This is a genomic window from Bradyrhizobium sp. 482_C4_N1_8 (genome assembly GCF_052075965.1).
GTDB classification, from domain to species: Bacteria; Pseudomonadota; Alphaproteobacteria; order Rhizobiales; family Xanthobacteraceae; genus Bradyrhizobium; species Bradyrhizobium barranii.
On sequence record NZ_CP197231.1, the window covers coordinates 2955191 to 2972157 of the forward strand.

General features: G+C 66.1%; 14 protein-coding genes. 12 read left to right on the plus strand and 2 right to left on the minus strand.

What is annotated here, in order from left to right:
* Positions 1-50 precede the first annotated feature (50 nt).
* The 3 genes from AB7Z56_RS13785 to AB7Z56_RS13795 all read left to right on the plus strand — a co-directional run bounded on the left by AB7Z56_RS13785 (position 51) and on the right by AB7Z56_RS13795 (position 5883).
* Positions 51-521 carry a tetratricopeptide repeat protein gene (locus tag AB7Z56_RS13785; protein ID WP_441256339.1) on the plus strand — a complete coding sequence of 157 codons (471 nt, stop codon included), beginning with the start codon at positions 51-53 and terminating at the stop codon, positions 519-521.
* Positions 522-1008: 487 nt separating this feature from the next.
* Positions 1009-3069 carry a metallophosphoesterase gene (locus tag AB7Z56_RS13790; RefSeq protein ID WP_354141738.1) on the plus strand — a complete coding sequence of 687 codons (2061 nt, stop codon included), beginning with the start codon at positions 1009-1011 and terminating at the stop codon, positions 3067-3069.
* A gap of 312 nt (positions 3070-3381) precedes the next feature.
* On the plus strand, positions 3382-5883 hold the full coding sequence (locus AB7Z56_RS13795) for a hypothetical protein (protein WP_354141739.1): 2502 nt from the start codon (positions 3382-3384) through the stop codon (positions 5881-5883).
* A gap of 375 nt (positions 5884-6258) precedes the next feature.
* On the opposite strand, the gene AB7Z56_RS13800 is transcribed toward AB7Z56_RS13795, so the two are convergent.
* Together AB7Z56_RS13800 and gspD are read right to left on the minus strand one after the other, a co-directional pair.
* Positions 6259-6855 (minus strand): prepilin peptidase, encoded by a 597-nt coding sequence (locus AB7Z56_RS13800; protein WP_354141740.1) that lies wholly within the window; start codon positions 6853-6855, stop codon positions 6259-6261.
* A gap of 107 nt (positions 6856-6962) precedes the next feature.
* Positions 6963-9239: a type II secretion system secretin GspD gene (gene gspD / locus AB7Z56_RS13805; protein WP_354141741.1), complete on the minus strand. Its 2277-nt coding sequence runs from the start codon at positions 9237-9239 to the stop codon at positions 6963-6965.
* Between the two features lie 236 nt (positions 9240-9475).
* Here gspD and AB7Z56_RS13810 point away from each other — a divergent pair, with 236 nt between their 5' ends.
* The 9 genes from AB7Z56_RS13810 to gspM are packed head-to-tail and all read left to right on the plus strand — an operon-like array spanning position 9476 to position 16963.
* A complete protein-coding gene (locus tag AB7Z56_RS13810; protein ID WP_354141742.1) occupies positions 9476-11164 on the plus strand; it encodes a GspE/PulE family protein in 1689 nt (562 codons plus the stop codon).
* 3 nt (positions 11165-11167) lie between these two features.
* Positions 11168-12379: a type II secretion system F family protein gene (locus AB7Z56_RS13815; protein WP_354141743.1), complete on the plus strand. Its 1212-nt coding sequence runs from the start codon at positions 11168-11170 to the stop codon at positions 12377-12379.
* A 21-nt stretch (positions 12380-12400) separates the two neighbouring features.
* Complete coding sequence (gene gspG / locus AB7Z56_RS13820; protein ID WP_354141744.1) at positions 12401-12856, plus strand: type II secretion system major pseudopilin GspG; 456 nt, start codon at positions 12401-12403, stop codon at positions 12854-12856.
* Positions 12819-13328, plus strand: a complete 510-nt coding sequence (locus AB7Z56_RS13825; protein ID WP_354141745.1) for a prepilin-type N-terminal cleavage/methylation domain-containing protein — start codon at positions 12819-12821, stop codon at positions 13326-13328. The genes gspG and AB7Z56_RS13825 overlap by 38 nt, the downstream gene beginning before the upstream one ends.
* On the plus strand, positions 13297-13701 hold the full coding sequence (locus tag AB7Z56_RS13830; protein ID WP_259235417.1) for a type IV pilus modification PilV family protein: 405 nt from the start codon (positions 13297-13299) through the stop codon (positions 13699-13701). The genes AB7Z56_RS13825 and AB7Z56_RS13830 overlap by 32 nt, the downstream gene beginning before the upstream one ends.
* A 26-nt stretch (positions 13702-13727) precedes the next feature.
* On the plus strand, positions 13728-14432 hold the full coding sequence (locus AB7Z56_RS13835) for a general secretion pathway protein GspJ (RefSeq protein WP_259221096.1): 705 nt from the start codon (positions 13728-13730) through the stop codon (positions 14430-14432).
* Positions 14429-15343, plus strand: coding sequence for a general secretion pathway protein GspK (locus tag AB7Z56_RS13840; RefSeq protein ID WP_354141746.1), 915 nt, complete (start codon positions 14429-14431; stop codon positions 15341-15343). Before AB7Z56_RS13835 ends, AB7Z56_RS13840 begins: the two co-directional genes overlap by 4 nt.
* 1 nt (position 15344) lies before the next feature.
* Positions 15345-16385: a PilN domain-containing protein gene (locus tag AB7Z56_RS13845; RefSeq protein WP_354141747.1), complete on the plus strand. Its 1041-nt coding sequence runs from the start codon at positions 15345-15347 to the stop codon at positions 16383-16385.
* Positions 16382-16963 carry a type II secretion system protein GspM gene (gspM, locus tag AB7Z56_RS13850; RefSeq protein ID WP_354141748.1) on the plus strand — a complete coding sequence of 194 codons (582 nt, stop codon included), beginning with the start codon at positions 16382-16384 and terminating at the stop codon, positions 16961-16963. The genes AB7Z56_RS13845 and gspM overlap by 4 nt, the downstream gene beginning before the upstream one ends.
* The last annotated feature ends 4 nt before the right edge of the window (positions 16964-16967 follow it).

A 16967-nucleotide genomic window follows, 5' to 3' on the forward strand; every position in this document is an offset into this window, starting at 1 on the left:
CGGCGGTTTTGCGGGGACGGATGCGAGGCTCGGCGCGACGAGGACTTTGGGTGTTGCCCGTGCTCGCGCTTGTGCTCGCCGCGCCCGCCCACGCCCAGTCGTTGCGCCAGGGCGTCGCCGCGTTCCAGCGCCAGGACTATGGGACGGCCTCCCGCATCTTCATTCCGCTCGCCGAGCGCGGCAATGCGCCGGCGCAGACCTATCTCGGCTTCCTGTTCGAGACCGGCCGCGGGGTGCCGCAGAACTATACGGAAGCCGCGATGTGGTACCGCCGCGCGGCGGAGCAGGGCGACAGCCGTGCCCAATATTCGCTGGGCCTGCTCTACGACCGCGGCCAGGGCGTGCCGCAGAACATCGTCGAAGCCTCCAAATGGCTGAACCTCTCGACGGCGGCGGCACCGCCGCCGGTGCGCGAGGCACGGGCCCGGATCCGTGACGCCGTCACCACCAAGATGACGCGCGGAGAGATCGCCCAGGCCCGCCTGCGGGCGCTGGAATGGGCGCCGAGCCGCGAGCATTGAGCCTCCGGCGCCTCGCCCTCCGCGACCTCAAAACAAAAAAGTCGAAAACAACCCCATGCACAGTAGCCGGGGACCGCCGGCGCGGCGCCTCACGCCTGCGCCGGAAACGACGATTTGTCCTGATATCATCGTGCCTTGGTATATTTCGCCCGACGAATGGAATGCTCGGCGCGGTTGCTGCTCTGTTCGGGACGATGACCGGCCTTTCTGTTTGGCTGAAGAATCGATCTCCAGATCGAAATCGTCGGAAGTCCCGCTTCGGCTCCTCGGTGACATGAGAGGGAAACAACAGGCCTGTGGGCGCCCGACCAATCGACCACGACCGGAAGCTGCCGGTTGATGGCCGACGGCATTGCACGGCCTGATCGCGGCGCGATCGTTTGATAACATCAGTCATGATACATTTCTTTAATCCGAATGTTAATTTCGATCGCTAGAGACCCGCCTACCGTCGCAATTGCGACCGAGTAGGAACAGGCAATCTTCTATGAGCAATGACGACATCGACCGCGCTGGAAACCATCGTTCCGGCAGCAACAATCCCACGCGCCAAATGATCGATCGCCGCGCGGTCCTCCAAGGCGCCGCCAGCCTTTCCGTGCTGGCGCTCGGCGCGGGCGCGGCAAAGGCGCAGACCAGCAGTCCGTCATTGACCAGCTTCTCGATTGCGGTCTTGCCCGACACGCAGTTCTATTCGCGTTACGCGACGACCGACGAAAGCCAGCAGTTTCAGAAGGCTTATGGTTCGACGCCGTACGACGCGCAGACTCAGTGGATCGCCGACAACGCCGCGAAGTACGGCGTTCGCTTCGTCATCCATCTGGGTGACGTGGTCGACCAGCAGAACAAGCCGAACCAGTGGATCGTGGCCGACGCCGCGATGAAGAAGCTGGAAGATGCCAAGGTCCCCTATTCGATCCTTGCGGGTAACCATGACGTCGTCACCGACAACGACTACCATACCCCCTGGGATCAAAATTCGGGCACCGACGCCCAGCGCAGCCTCAACGCCGAGCCATATTTGAAGTGGTTTCCGAGCACCCGCGCAGCGCAGCAGTCGACATTCCGCGAGCGAGACAGCAGCGGCTTCCACGAGTACCACATCTTCCAGACGAACGGCGTGAAGTTCATGGTGCTCTCGCTGTCCTGGCGCATTTCGGACGGTGCCATCGCCTGGGCGCGCGACGTGATCGACCGCAACCCGACGCTGCCCGTCATTCTTTCCAACCACCAGCTGCTCAACATCGACAGCGACGGCCTGTCGCCGCTGGAGACCGATTACGGCAAGATGCTGTGGGACAAGCTGATCCGCGACAAGGATCAGATCTTCATGACGCTGAACGGCCATTACCATGGCGCGGCGTATCTCTCCAAGATCAACGATTTCGGCAATCCGGTTCACCAGATGGTGGTCGACTATCAGATGGATTATCAGGGCGGCAACGCCATGATGCGGCTCTACGAAGTCGACCTCACCAACAACAAGATCGACGTGATGTCGTTCTCGCCCTGGGTGGTGCAGAAACCGAAGAACACGCTCAACCAGTTCGATCACGCCGAACTGACGGCGTCGAACAACAGCTTCTCGATTCCGATCAATTTCAAGAGCCGATTCGCCCGGTTCACGCGCTTCAGTCCGAGCAAGGTGCTGACCGGACCCGCGATCATTCCGTCCGTGCGCGCCGACCTGCTCGCCGGTTATGTCGATCCGCCGACGCCGGAAGTCGTGCTGCCGGCGGATACCGAGGACTACCCGCATGTCGCCGATACCGTGGCGCACTGGCGCGTGCCCTCCACGGTCGTCGAGGGTCAGGTCGTTCCGATCGGCGGGGTCCTGCCTGACGTCGCCGGCGGCAACAATCTGATGCGTGCGGCGCTCGTCGCATCCGCCCAGCTTGGCGACGTCGTGTGGACCACGGACAAGCACCGCCTGTCCTCCGCCGCTGGCAGCGTGGTGTTTCTCAACACCGACAACACGGTTGGTCGCCTCAATGCCTTCCTGACGGCGTCAGCCTCCTCGCTCAATGGCCGCAGCTTCTGGAACGGCTACACGGTCGAGGCCTTCGTGAAGATCCCGGCCGGCTGGACCGCAAACCTGCACAAATGGGGCAATATCCTCGGTCGCGTGGGCAACCGCGGAAACGTTCCCGGCGGCTATCAGGGCGGCGATCCGGAGGCCTCGAGCGTCCTGTTCGCCATCTCGAACCTGCGTGAGGTGCAGTGGGAAGTGGTGCCGGCTTCCGTTTCGCGCTTCGCGCAGACCAACTGGTCGGGCGAGATCATCCGCGACAGCTGGTATCATATCGCGATCGTCAACGATCCGGCGACCCTCACCACCACCCTGTACATCGACGGTGCGCCGGTGCTGCGCAACGTCGGCAATGCGGCGATCGGCATGCGCTCGCAGAGCACACCTCAGCCCTGGATCCTCGGCGCCGGCTGGTGGAACGGCGTGCTGTCCGACGGCTTCTTCGGTGCGGTCGGAGAGATCCGTATGGTCTACCGTCCGATCGGTCGCGACCAATGGCTGACCGCGCGCCGAACCTGACCTGACCGCGTCGGGGCGACGCGATCACCGACGCAGACACAGTGGAGCTCGTTGCAACGAGCTCCACTTTTTTTGGGGCTGCATGTCCGGCGCGACAGCGATCGCGCCGTCGTGTCCGAGCGTCGCCGCGCGATGTTTGTGCGCGCACTGTTGCAATCCGCACTCACGGCCACGTCATTCACATAATACATAACGTATCATCAAATATATGATATATAGCGATGCAATACGGACGCTCTCGCAACCTCTTGCCCGTAGGGCGGCGGATGACATCCGCTGCCGGCACAGTTTGAATGAAAGCGATCCAGAACTATGGCTGCTCCCGTTGTAAAAGTCGGCTCCGAATTCTCCGTGAACACCAATACGACCGGCGGCCAGGAGGCGCCGACCGTCACCGGGCTCGCCAATGGCGGCTTCGTGGTCACTTGGGATGACGCCAGCGGAACGCTGGGCGATGCCAGCGGCACCAGCATCAAAGCGCAGGTCTTTGCGGCCGACGGCAGCAAGGTCGGTTCGGAATTCCGCGTCAACACCGAGACCGCCGACGGCCAGCTCGCACCGGTGATCACGGGCCTTTCGAATGGCGGCTTCGTCGTCACCTGGTTCGACAACAGCCAAACGCTCGGCGACGGCGAGGGCACCAGCATCAAGGCACAGGTGTTTTCGGCCGATGGCAGGCCGGCCGGGTCGGAAACCCTCGTCAACAGCTCGACGTCCTATTCGCAGTTCGCGCCGACCGTCACGGGTCTTTCCAATGGCGGCTTCGCCGTCACCTGGACCGACGACAGCGGCGAGGGCGGCGACGACGACGGCACCAGCATCAAGGCGCAGCTGTTCGCGGCCGACGGCAGCAAGGTCGGCCCGGAATTCCTCGTCAATACCGAGACCGGCGGCAGCCAGGACAACGCAACCATCACGGGGCTGGCCAATGGCGGCTTTGTAGTGACCTGGGAAGATCTCAGCGGAACGCTCGGCGATGACGATGCCACCAGCGTCAAGGCGCAGATGTTTGCGGCTGACGGCAGCAAGGTCGGCAGCGAATTCCTGGTCAACACCGCGACGGCTTCCGACCAGCTCAAGCCGACCATCTCGGCGCTGCCCAATGGCGGCTTTGTCGTGACCTGGTACGATTTCAGCCAGACCGGCGGCGACACCAGCGGCAGCAGCATCAAGGCGCAGATCTATGCGGCCGATGGCAGCAAGGTCGGCAGCGAATTCCGCGTCAACACCACGACGGTGAACTCCCAGTTCACGCCGACGGTGACGGCGCTTAGCAACGGTGATTTCGCCATCGCCTGGCAGGACTGGAGCGGCGCGGGCGGCGACGCCAGCGGCAGCAGCATCAAGCTGCAGGTATTCACTGCGGATGGGCGGAAGGTCGGGGCTGAATTGCTGGTCAACACCAGCACGGCGTCCAACCAGTTGCATCCCTCGATCGCCGCCTATGCCGACGGTCGCTTCGTCGTCACCTGGCAGGATGCCAACGGAACCGACGTCAAGGCGCAGGTATTCTCGGTCGATACCGTGAAGCCGGTGCCGGTCCTGTCGGCCGTGACGTCCACAAGCCCATGGGTTGCGGTGCTCGCCGGTTCGGTCGACGTTGACGCCGCCGGCCAGACCCTCACGCTGCGCGACGGTACGTCGCAAAGCGGCGGCTGGAGCACGACGGCGACCGTCGACGGCAACGGCGCCTGGAGCGCCGAATTGTCCTGGGACCGGTTCAACACCGCCATCGATCTCGTCGTCACTGACGCGGCCGGCAACACCGGTGTCTCGAACTACGTGTATGGCACCGCCAGCGGCCGGACTTTCGGTGCGGGCAGCCATCAATACATCTACGGCACGGCGACCGATTACGTCGTCGGGAATGGCGCGGAGCAGCACGTCTATGCCGGTGGAACGGCCATCGGCACGACCCTGAACGCTGGCAGCATGCAGATCAACTGGGGTACGGAGCACGACACTGCCGTGACTTACGGCGCTTTGGAATATGTCTATGGCATCGCCACCGGTTCGACGATCGCCGGACGGCAAGTGATCGGAGCCGGCGGCACGGCCAGCACGACGCTGATCGTCGCCGGCGGCGAGCAGGACATCTACGGCGGTGGCACGGCGACCGGCACCACCATCCAAGGCGGGTTACAGGCCGTCTACGGCACGGTCGACCAGACCGTGATCGGCAGCGGCGGCGTGCAAATGGTCCACGGCACGGCTTCGCACACCGCTGTCAACGATGGCGGCGAGCAGCGCGTCTATGAGAGCGGAACAGCCATTGGCGCCACGCTGAACGCTGGCAGCATGCAGATCGACTGGGGCAACGCCACCGGCACGACCATCAACGGCGGTATTCAGTACATCTGGGGGACTGCGAGCGATACCACGATCGTCTCCGGTACGCAGTATGTCGGCGCCGGTGGCAGCGCCAGCGGCACCACCATCGGCGCACACGGTCTCGAATACGTCTACACCGGCGGCACACTTACCGACGTCACCTTCGGCGGGGGATCTGCGAGGCTGGTGCTTGAGCAGTCGTCGGCCTTCAGCGGGACGATCGCCGGCTGGCAGGATGGCGTGGAGCTCGATCTGGGTGACATCGCCTTCGGCGAAACCACCTCGCTTGGCTATGCGGCAAACGCCGAGAACACAGGTGGCACGCTGACGATCACCGACGGCGCTCACACGGCGTCGCTGCACCTGCTTGGCCAATACAGCGCCGCGGACTTTGCGCTCGCCGCGGATGGCCATGGCGGTTCGATCATCACCAATCCGGTGGATCAGCCCCAAGCACAGCTTTCCATCTCGCACGTGGCGTAAGCTGAGGACGAAGCCAGGGCGGGTCCGCTCGGGCAAACGGAAAGCAGATCGGAGGGGCGCGTCTCATTGGCGCGTCCCTTTGGATGCTCCGCTGTTCATTCGGCCGGAACGGCAGTCGCTGCCGTTGCGACGGCTGCCACCTTGGGCTGTTGGGGCCGTAACCCGGACAAGCGAGCTGCGACGTCTGGTGCCTGTCGGTGCGCGGCCGGCAGGCGTCAAGCTGGCACGGTTGGATGCGACGGAATTGTCGCATAGCGACGCGATGAGCCGGCGAACGATCGCTTAATATGAAGGAGGCTTTGGCCTGTTGGCACCAGTCAGGTGTTCGACACGCTTTCGCATTTCACCGGTCGGGTGCACCTGCCACATGCCTGACTAGCCCGGCCAGCCGCCGAGCCAGTTAGTGTACCAGCTTTCGCCCAGCCAACCGACCCAGATTGCGGGGGCGAGGAAAAGTCCGAACGGCAGGAAGGCCGTGCCGCGGAGCCGCTCCTTTCTCAGGGCAGCATTGGCGAGATAGGCGGCGATCGCGGCCAGCGCCGCAAGCTCGATCACCGCGACCACGGTCGCGAGATCGAGCCAGGCGCCGCAGACCGCGGCGAGCTTGACGTCGCCGAGCCCGAGCCCGTCGCGGCCGCGCCAGCGCCGATAGAACGCCATCAGGAGCAGGAGCGGCAGCGCCACAGCGGCCGCGCGGGCCATGGGCCAAAGCAGGGCCTCGACGCCGATATCAGGCACGAAGGCGCCGGCGCGGAGCAAAGCGAGCGCGAACGCCGCCACCGTCAGCTCATTCGGAATGAGGTAGTGGCGGGCATCGTTCGCTGCGATCGCGAGCATCAGGGCGGCGAGGTAGGCGCCATACAGGCCTTCCGCGCCCGGTGCCGTGACGAGGCTTGCGAAAACACCCAGCAGCAGGGCGATGCTGAGTACGAGTGCAGGGCCCGTCCCCTCGGGCGTAGCCTGATCTGTCACGCCGCTAAAGCGCGATGAGATTTGGATCAATCGTCATCGCGCATGAGCTCCTTGGTTTGAGCATGATCTTTTTCGGAAGACCGCTTCACACTTTTCCGGATCATGCCTTAGCGCGCCGCCTTGGGCGGACTCACGGTGACGACGGGATTGCTGGTCCCGACCAGACGGCTGTTCATCTTGCTGCGCATCTCCTCGGCGATGACATGCGCATCAACGCCGTCCTTGATGACGGTCGGGCGGATGAACAAGATCAGCTCGGTGCGGGCGCGCGCGTTGGTCTGGTGCGAGAAGGCGTCGCCCACGCCCGGAATGGAATCCAGGATCGGAATGCCCTGGCGCTGCCTGTTCTCGGTCTCGCTGATCAGGCCGGCGAGCAGCACCGTCTGACCGCTCGTCACCGCGATCGAGCTCTTGACCCGGCGCTGCGAGATCGTCGGCGTCAGCGAGTTGGCGCTGCCCGCGGCGATGTTCGAGATCTCCTGCTCGATGTCGAGCACGACATTGCCGTTGGCGTTGGCGCGCGGAAGCACGCGCAGGATGATGCCGGTGTTCTTGTAGTCGATGGTGTTGACCACGGTGTTGTTGGCGGTCAGCACGGTCGCGGTGCCCGTCGAGAACGGCACCTGGTCGCCGACCTGCAAGGTCGCGGCCTGGTTGTCCAGCACCACCAGCGACGGGTTCGACAGCACCTTGACGTTGGTGATGCCGTGCAGCGCATCGAGCACGACGCGCGGCGAGTTCTCGGCGCCGATCAGGAAGTTGAAGCCCGGCAATGCGCGGCCGAGCAGGGCGCCGGCTGCGGCGTTGACGGCGTTGCTCGTCCCCTCGATATTGCTGCCGATCGTGCTCGAATTGCTGATACCGGAGATGGTGTTGGAGATCGAGCCCTGCTTGCTGGCGAGGAAGAACTGTACACCGTAGTTCAACTGGTCGTTCAGCGTCACCTCGGCGATCGTCGCCTCGATCGCGATCTGGCGCTGCGGCCGGTCGATCTGGCGGATGGTCTGCTCGACGATGCGCTGGGCGTCCTGATTGGCGTAGACGAGCACGGCATTGTTGGTGACGTCGGCGGTGATCCGCACGTTCTGGAGAATGCCGAGACCGGGCTTCGCGCCGCCGCCCGACAATGCACCGAGGCCGGTGTCTTGCGCAGGTGTCGCAGAGGCGGCCGGAGCGGAACGGGCGCCGAGCGACGATCCGGCGGGGCCGCTGACCGGCGTTGTGGCGCCGGCAGCCGCGGTCGGCAATGCGCTCAGCGAGGCGACGGGATTGTTGGAGGTCGACGTCGACATCCCGGCGCCCGGCGAGATCTGGCTCGATGCGCTGTCGAGTGTCGAGCCGCTCGTCGCGCTCTGGCTGAACAGCATGTCGTTCAGCATCGTCACGACCACCTTGGAATTGCCGTAGCGCAACGGATAGGATTTCAGGTTCACGCCCTCGGTGTCGGAACGGTCGAGCCGCGCGATCCAGGTCTGCGCGCGCTTGAGATATTCCGGCTTCTGGCTCACCACGAGGATCGAGTTGAGCCGCGAGATCGGCTGGAACTTGATCACGTTCTGGCTCATACCGCCTTCGCCTGAATCCATGATCTTCTCGATCTCGGTGATCACGGGTTCGGGCGAGGAGTTGCGCACCGGGAAGATGCCGACGGATTGTCCGCGCATCCAGTCGGCGTCAAAGGACAGAATGGTGTCGACCGCGGTGGCGCGGTCGGCGCCGCTGCCGCTGACGATCAGCGTGTTGCGGGCGCTGTCGGGCCGCATCGCCGAGGCCTTCACGCCGAAGGCATCGAGCAGCTTGAAGATGTTCTGGGCCGAGACGTAACGCAGCGGCACCACTGTGATGCCCTGGCCGGCCGCGGCGTTGGTCGAGCGATCGACGCCGCCGGGACCGGCTTCCGGCGCCGGCAGCAGGCGATAGCCGGTACGGTCGCGCACCAATGCGACGCCCGACATGCGCAGCGCATTTTCCAGCACGTAGAGCGCGTCCGCCTTGGGCACGGGCCGCACCGAGGCAAGTGTGACGGTCCCCTGCACGCGCGGATCGATCGTATAGCCGACGTTGAGCACGTCGCCGAGGATGACCTTGGCGACGGTCGCCACGGGCGCGTTCTCAAAATTGAGGTCGTAGCCGCTGCCGCCGGAATCGTCGCGTTCGGCGAGCGCGCCGCCTTGTGGAGTTGCACCATCGCTGAGGTAGATTGCCGGCCTCGACGATTTGGCTTGGGCAATGCCGCCCGCGCCTGCATCCGCAGGTTGTCGCGGCTGGAGATCGAGGGAGCTGATCTTGTCCGCGATGTCCTGGGCGCGCGGATCCTTTGGATCGGCTTCGATCGACTGGTCGGCCGTGACGATGCAGGCGGCAAGCAGGAAAGCGGACGACAACAGAACGAGCGTTCCAGTCAACGCTGAGCGGTGGCGCAAAAGCGGCTGGACCACTTCGAACAAAGTACGCCTACCAACGCTGGCTGTGATGGAGATTGCATCCGCCCCCCCTCGGTTCGGATACGCAATAATTTGCGCCACGATTATGTTTTTGCTAGGAAATAAGTCAAGGGTAAAGACCTTCCATCGGCTACGGAAGCTGTTGCTTTCAGGTAACAAGGCGAGCTGGGACTGCGATGCGAGACCTTTCCGCAGAGAGCTTCCGGCAGCATCTCCTCGAAAAATATTCTTTGCCGCCGCGGGCGCACGCCCATGTGGAGAACTCGGCGAATCCGGCGCTGACCCGCCCGCTGCTCGAATTGTGGGAAGCGACCGATCTGTCGGCCGCCGAATTCGCCGACGAGGTGTCCGACTATTTTGGCCTGGCGCGGCTCGGCCTGCCGCAGCTGCTCACAACCACGCCGTGTCTCGACGGTTTCTCCCGCCGCTTCCTGCGTGAATCGACCATCTTCCCGTTTCGTGCGCCCAATGGCGGCTATCGGTTGGCGATCGCCGATCCCTCCGACACCGCCGCGGTCCGCGCCGCCGAGATCGTGTTCGGCGAGGCGGTCGAGGTCGTCGTTGCCTCGTTCGAGGACATCACGACGGTGCTCGATCAGCGCACGGATGCGGCCGATGCGAAGGCCGGGGATGGCGTGCGCAGCATCGCGCAGCAGTCGGACGACGATATCGAGAGCCTGCGCGATCTCGCCAGCGGCGCGCCGGTGGTACGTGCGCTCAACGATCTCCTGGAGCGCGCGGTGGAATTGCGCGCCAGCGACATTCACGTCGAGCCGTTCCGCGCCGGGATTACGGTGCGCATGCGCGTGGATGGCCTGTTGCGTGCGCTGCCGTCGCCGCACGGCATTCCGCCGCAGGCGCTGATCTCGCGCATCAAGATTCTCGCCAGCCTCAACATCGCGGAACGGCGCCTGCCGCAGGACGGCGCCGCGCGCGTGCGCGTCGGGCGCAGCGAGATCGATGTCCGCGTCGCGACCATGCCGACGCAGCATGGCGAGAGCGCCGTCATTCGCCTGCTGCCGCGCGACCGCGGCCTGCTGGAGATGAGCAAGCTCGGTCTTGCCGCGCGCGACGAAAGCGCGATGACGCGGCTGCTCGCGATGCCGCACGGCATGATCGTGATCACCGGCCCGACCGGCAGCGGCAAGACCACGACGCTCGCCACCATGCTGTCGATCCTCAACGAACCAACGCGCAAGATCCTGACCATAGAGGATCCCGTCGAATACGAGATCCCCGGCATCAACCAGTCCCAGGTCAAGCCGTCGATCGGACTGACCTTCGCCTCCGCCATGCGCGCCTTCGTGCGCCAGGACCCCGACGTCATCATGGTCGGCGAGGTCCGCGACGCCGAGACCGCTCATATCGCGATCCATGCCGCGCTGACCGGCCATCTCGTGCTGACGACGCTGCACACCGAGACCGCGGCCGCCGCCGTGCCGCGCCTGATCGATCTCGGCATCGAGGGCTTCCTGCTCAAGTCCACGCTACGCGCGGTGGTCGCGCAGCGCCTGGTACGCATGCTCTGCGACCGCTGCAAGGTGCCGCATACGCTGACCGAGCCCGATCTCGCCAAGGACCCGCGCTTTGCGGTGATCGGATTCAAGTGCGGCGAGGTCGTGCACGAGGCCGGCGGCTGCGAACGCTGCGGCGGCACCGGCTATCGCGGGCGCAACGGCGTGTTCGAGATCCTGGAAATGTCCGACGAGGTGCGTACGCTGATCGGCCCGCAGACCGACTCCCATTCGATCGACGCCGCCGCGATGCGCGGCGGCATGACGACGATGCTGGAGGATGCGGTCGCCAAATGCCGGGCCGGGCTGACGACGGTCCCCGAAGTCTTCCGCGTCACGACGGTGCGCTAGGGCATGCCGAACTATCGCTACCGCGCGCTCAATGCCAACGGCGAACTGGTCTCCGGGGCCATCGCCGCGCCCGGGCCCGGCGACGTCGCGCAGCGGATCGAGCGGCTCGGCCTGGTGCTGGTCGACAACGTCACGCCGGAAGAGGGCGGCGCGACCGGCGGTGTGTTCAGCCTGTTCAACCGGCCGAAGCCGGAAGACGTCACCATCCTCACTCGTGATCTCGCGCTGCTGCTGCGCGCCGGCGCCCGCATCAATGACGGACTGGAGCTGCTCGCGACGGATCCCGATCTCGGCCGGCTGCGCCCTGTCGTCGCCGACATCCGATCGCGCGTCGTCGCGGGCGAGAGCTTTGCCGAGGCGCTGGCGCGGCACGAGGCGCTGTTTCCGCCGATGTATATCGCGCTGGTGCGGGTCGGCGAGGCCTCGGGCTCGCTGGATCAGGTGCTGGAGGTGCTGGCCGGCGAACGCGCGCGCAGCGAGGCGTTGCGGCGCCGGTTGTCGGATGCGGTCCGCTATCCGCTGTTCGTGCTCGGCGCGGCCGGCTGCGTGCTGCTGTTCTTCCTCACCTTCGTGCTGCCGCAGTTCGCCAGCGTGTTGCAGGATTTCGGCGCCAAGGTCGATCCGATCGTCGGAATCTTCCTCAACATCTCGACCTTTCTGCGCGGCAATTCCGATACGGTGCTGGCCGGCCTTGCGGCCACCATCGCCGCCATTTGGCTCATGCTGCGTCAAGAGCGCGTCCGCCGCGGCCTCACCAATGCGATCGTGCGGCTGCCGGCGATCCGCAACGTGATGAGTGCGTACCGCACGGCGCTGTTCTGCCGCAATCTCGGCCTGCTGCTCGGCAGCGGCGTCAATCTCACCGTCACGCTGCGCATCCTGATCGACATGATGGCGACGACCGGCCCGTCCGCGGTCTGGAGCGATGCCGCCGACCGCGTCCGTCATGGCTCGAAATTGTCCGACGCACTGGCCGAGACGGATGCGCTGCCGCCGATGGCGGTGCGCATGCTGAGGTTGGGCGACGAGACCGGGCAATTGCCGATGCTGTCCGGCCGGGTCGCCGAATTCTACGAGACCAAGCTGCAACGAACGCTCGACCGCGCGGTCGGCATCGCGGGGCCGGCGGCGATCATCGCGATCTCGCTCGTGGTCGGCGGCCTGATCACATCGGTGATGACGGCGCTGATGTCGGTGAGCCAGATTGTCGGTTAGGGTAACGGGAGGGGCTTTGAGGTGACCAAACATCGATCGTCAAGGCGCGGCCGGCGGCGCGCGCGGCGAGGGGAGGCTGGCTTCACCCTGGTCGAGATGCTGGTGGTCATCACCATCATCGGGATGATCATGGCGCTGGTCGGCCCGCGGGTGCTGAACTATCTCAGCGAGTCCAAGGCAAAGGCCGCAAAGATCCAGATCGAGAGCTTCTCCAGCGCGCTCGATCTCTATTATCTCGATGTCGGCCGCTATCCGACCGCCAATGAGGGCCTTGCGGGATTGACGCGCACCAACAATCAGGCCGGTTGGAACGGGCCGTACCTGCGTGGCGGCGTGGTGCCGAACGATCCCTGGGGCCACGTCTATGTCTATCGCTCGCCGGGCGCGAGCGCGCCCTACGAGATCATCTCGCTCGGATCGGACGGTCAGGAAGGCGGCAGTGGAACGGCAGCCGACATCGTCAGCGGCGCGCGCTGAAGGTCTTCGCGAGGCGCAAGGCTTCAACGCGCAAGGCTTCGCGCTGATCGAGATCCTGTGCGTGCTCGCGATCATCGGCCTGCTCGCGGCGATCATCCTGCCGGCGATTCCGCGCACGACGACGCGCGCGAGGCTCGAGAGCTACGCGGTCGAGACCGCGGCACTGCTGAAAGCCGATCGCAACGCGGCGCTGCGCCGCCAGGTCAGGGTGGTGACGCAGGTGGACGCGGAGGGGCGCGCGATCCGTTCCGGCGTTACCGGGCGGACCATCCGCCTGCCGGGCGACGTGGTCATGGAGGCGACGCTGGCGTCGCGCTGCGCCGATCGCGCGACGGGGCGGTCGATCGACTTCTTTCCGTCGGGCATGTCGTGCGGCGGGACGATCGCCCTGGCGCGGCCGGGCATGGGTTATGAGGTGCGCGTCAACTGGCTGACCGGAGGTGTCGAGATTGTCCCGCAGAAGCTGCTCTGACGCCGCCGGCTTCACCCTGATCGAGGCGCTGGTCGCGCTCGCGATCATCGCGGTCGTGCTCGGGACGATCGGCTCGGTGATCGCCACGACGGCGAAGGGCACCCGCTCGATCGACCAGCATCTGGTGCTATCAGGCACGGCCGAGCGGCTGCTTGCCGACCTGCCGGCGCGCGGATTGCTGAAGCCCGGCCGGCAGAGCGGCGAACTCGCCGGCAGCCGCTGGCGCGTCGATGTCGCGCCGATGAACGTGGCGGGCGGCAATCCCGCCACCGATCGCTTCGTGCCGATGGCCGTCAATCTGCGCCTCCAGCGCGCCGACGGCAGTGCGATCCAGATCACGACGGTGAAGCTGGTGCCCAGGGGATCGCAATGAAGGGCTTCGCGATGAGGGGGCCGGCGATGAAACGCCTGCGCCGCGCGCTCGCCGATGAGGCGGGCTTCACCCTGCTCGAAGTGCTGCTCGCGACGCTGCTCATGACCGTCATCCTGGCGGCGCTGGCGACGGTGACGGCGCAATGGCTGCCGAACTGGAATCGCGGCATCGCCCGCGTGCAGCGGGCCGAGCGCCTCGCCACCGGCCTCGACCGCATCGTCGCCGACCTGTCGGTCGCCGAGCAGGTGCCGGTCAACGGCGACGCCAGGGCGCCGCTGTTCGACGGCGCCGAATTGTCGGTGACCTTCCTGCGCACCGCGCTCGGTCCGAGCGCGCGTCCGGGGCTCGAATTCATCCGCCTGATCGAGAAGGCCGATGCGCAGGGGCTCGCGCTGGTGCGCGAGCGCGCGCCATTCCAGCCGATGCCGACCGACGGGCAGATCCGCTTCGTCGACCAGGTCGTGCTGATCCGCGCGCCGTTCCGGGTGAGTTTCTCCTATGCCGGACCGGACGGCCAGTGGCAGCCGATCTGGCGGGGCCAGCCGCAACTGCCGGACCGCATCCGCATTACCGTGCGCGACGGCGCCACCGGGCAGGTGCTGGCGGTCTCGGCCGCAGTGGTTCCGCACATCACGGCGCCGGCGGAATGCGCGCGAGCCAAGAATCCGGCGACATGCGTGGCGTCGCAGAACCGGCCGCAACAGGCGCAGAAGGAGGAGCAACAGCTATGAGCGGCGCGAGGCATCACATCGGCGCGCTTCGCGATGGCCGCGGCTTCATCGTCGTTGTGGTGCTCTGGATGCTGGCGGCACTGGCCGCGCTCGCGCTGATCTACCTGACCTATGTCACCAACACCGCCGTCACGGTCGCGGTCAACGCAGACCGGCTGCAGACTGACGCGCTGGTGAACGCCGGCCTCGAGCTTGCGGCCTACCGGCTGACGGCGCAGAACGAGGCCACGCGTCCGACCAGCGGCACCTTCAATGCCCGTGTCGGGGCCGGCCGGGTGAGCGTCACGTTCCGCTCGGAGGCGGCACGCATCGACCTCAACATGGCGCCGAAGCCGATCCTCGCGGGCCTGATGACGGCGCTGGGCGTTTCCGCGGACAATGCGCCCGTCTATGCCGACCGTATCGTCGCCTGGCGGTCGTCGACGGAGCCCGGCCAGGACAATCCGGAGGATTCCTACTACCGCACGCTCGGCGCGTCCTATCTGCCGCGCCATGCGCCGTTTCCGCACAGCGACGAGCTCTGGCTCGTGCGCGGCATCCCGCCCGCCGTGGTCGAGCGTGTGCTGCCCTTCGTCACCGTGTTCAGCAACATGCGGACGGTGAACGTGCTCGACGCCGCGCCGCAGGTGGTGGCGGCGCTGCCGGGCATGACGCCGCAGACGCTGCAGCAGGTCTTGCGCGACCGCACCGATCCCAACATCGACCCGCGCTCCCTGGTCGGGCTCGCCGGTGGCGGCGCTGCGACAATCGAGGGCGCGAAGGCGTATCGGCTCACGGTGGCCGTGGAGGCGCCGTCGCGCCGGCAGAGCTCGGCCGAGATCGTCATCCTGCTTCTCGAAAGCGGCGATGAGCCGTATCGTGTATTGTCGTGGCACAACGCCTTCGACGGCTCCGCCGGAAAGCCTCTGTGAGATGAGTTCGCTCAGTTCCCTTCGCGCGATTGTCGATGCCTGGACCGGCGCCGTGGCCGGTACCATGGTCGCCGCCCTGGAGCGGATGGTGTCGCCGCGCGTGGTGCGGCTGGTCGAGGGCGAGACCGGCGCGTTCGCGCTGGAGGCTGCGAAGTCGGAGAACATCCCGAAGGAGATCGCGTTCGAGGACGGCAAGTTCGCCAGTCCCAATCTGGCGCAGATCGTCCGCGGCAGCCGCGTCGAGATCGTGCTGCGGCCGTCGCGCTTCTTGTTCCGCCCGCTGGAGCTGCCGGCCCGCGCCGCGGATTTCCTCGACGGTATCGTGCGGGCGCAGATCGACCGGCTGACGCCGTGGAGCGCGAGCGAGGCCGTGTTCGGTTGCAGCCGGCCATCGCCGCATGGCAGCGAGAGCATCACCACCGAGATCGCAGCCGCGCCGCGCCGGCTGGCGATGGGTTATGTCGAGGCGTTGTCGGGCTTCCACCCGTCGGCAATCGCGATCGCGACGGAGGCGCCCGCGGGTGCGCGCATCAAGGTGTTCGAGCAGAGGTCGCGCGGCGCGGTCGATCCTGCGCGGCTGAGCCGGACGCTGCAGGCAGTGCTGGCTTTCGCCGCAATCGCCGCGGTCGTCGGGCCGGTCGCCGCAAGCTATCTCGCCGACAGCCTCGGCGCGCAGGAGGCCGAGCTCGACCGGCAGATCACCCAGCGCCGCGCGGCGCTCCGCTCGGGCGGGGACGGTGGCGAGCGCTCGCCGCTCGCGCTGCTGGAGCGGCGCAAATACGAGACGCCAGCGAGCGTGATCGTGCTGGAATCGCTGAGCCGCATCCTGCCGGACCACACGTTTGTCACCGAGCTGCATCTGGCCGGCAACAAGCTTCAGATCGGCGGCATCACGCGTGATGCGCCCTCGCTGATTCCCTTGATCGAGCAGTCCCAGCATTTCACCCGCGCGACCTTTTACGCCCCGACCACGCGTGCCCCGTCCGATCCCGGCGAGCGCTTCCACATCGAGGCGCAGATCGAACCGAGGAACGCGCCATGAGCAGCGCTGGAATCGCGAGCGGAAATGCAGTTACACGTGCGCTCGCCGGCTCGCCACTGATTGCGGTCACGCTTTATCTCGCGGTAGCGGGCGGGCTTTTGCTGATGGCGGGCCTGTCGATCGCCGATGTCATCGCCCACCGTCAGGCCCTGGCGCAGACCTCCGACCTGCTCGACCAGCTGCGTGGCCGCAAGGGCGGCGCCAAGAATGCCGCGGCAGCAATGGCCGAGCATCCCGGCACGCCGTTCCTGGAAGGGCCGACCGTGACGGTCGCCGGCGCCAATCTGTTGCAGCGGGTCGCGGCAGCGGTCGGCAACGTCGGCGGCTCGGTGCAGTCCTCGCAGGTCGACGTTTCCGGCGCGCAGGCCAAGGACGGATTCGTTGGCCTCGTCGTGAGCTGCGAGCTGGATCAGCCCGCGCTTCAGAAGGTGCTCTACGATCTCGAGGCCGGCATGCCGTTCCTGTTCGTCGATCAGCTCGACGTCCAGGTGCCCCAGACCACCGCGCTGAACGAGGCCGGCACCGGCCGCGTCAGGGTGATTCTGGGAGTTTCCGGCCAGTGGCAGGCGGGAAAGTAGGATC

Excerpts from the sequence above, each read along its gene's own strand:
- AB7Z56_RS13790 (WP_354141738.1), top strand. The coding sequence starts at position 1,009 with ATGAGCAATGACGACATCGACCGCGCTGGAAACCATCGTTCCGGCAGC.
- AB7Z56_RS13795 (WP_354141739.1), top strand. The coding sequence starts at position 3,382 with ATGGCTGCTCCCGTTGTAAAAGTCGGCTCCGAATTCTCCGTGAACACC.
- AB7Z56_RS13810 (WP_354141742.1), top strand. The coding sequence starts at position 9,476 with ATGCGAGACCTTTCCGCAGAGAGCTTCCGGCAGCATCTCCTCGAAAAA.
- AB7Z56_RS13815 (WP_354141743.1), top strand. The coding sequence starts at position 11,168 with ATGCCGAACTATCGCTACCGCGCGCTCAATGCCAACGGCGAACTGGTC.
- AB7Z56_RS13835 (WP_259221096.1), top strand. The coding sequence starts at position 13,728 with ATGAAACGCCTGCGCCGCGCGCTCGCCGATGAGGCGGGCTTCACCCTG.
- AB7Z56_RS13840 (WP_354141746.1), top strand. The coding sequence starts at position 14,429 with ATGAGCGGCGCGAGGCATCACATCGGCGCGCTTCGCGATGGCCGCGGC.
- AB7Z56_RS13845 (WP_354141747.1), top strand. The coding sequence starts at position 15,345 with ATGAGTTCGCTCAGTTCCCTTCGCGCGATTGTCGATGCCTGGACCGGC.
- gspM (WP_354141748.1), top strand. The coding sequence starts at position 16,382 with ATGAGCAGCGCTGGAATCGCGAGCGGAAATGCAGTTACACGTGCGCTC.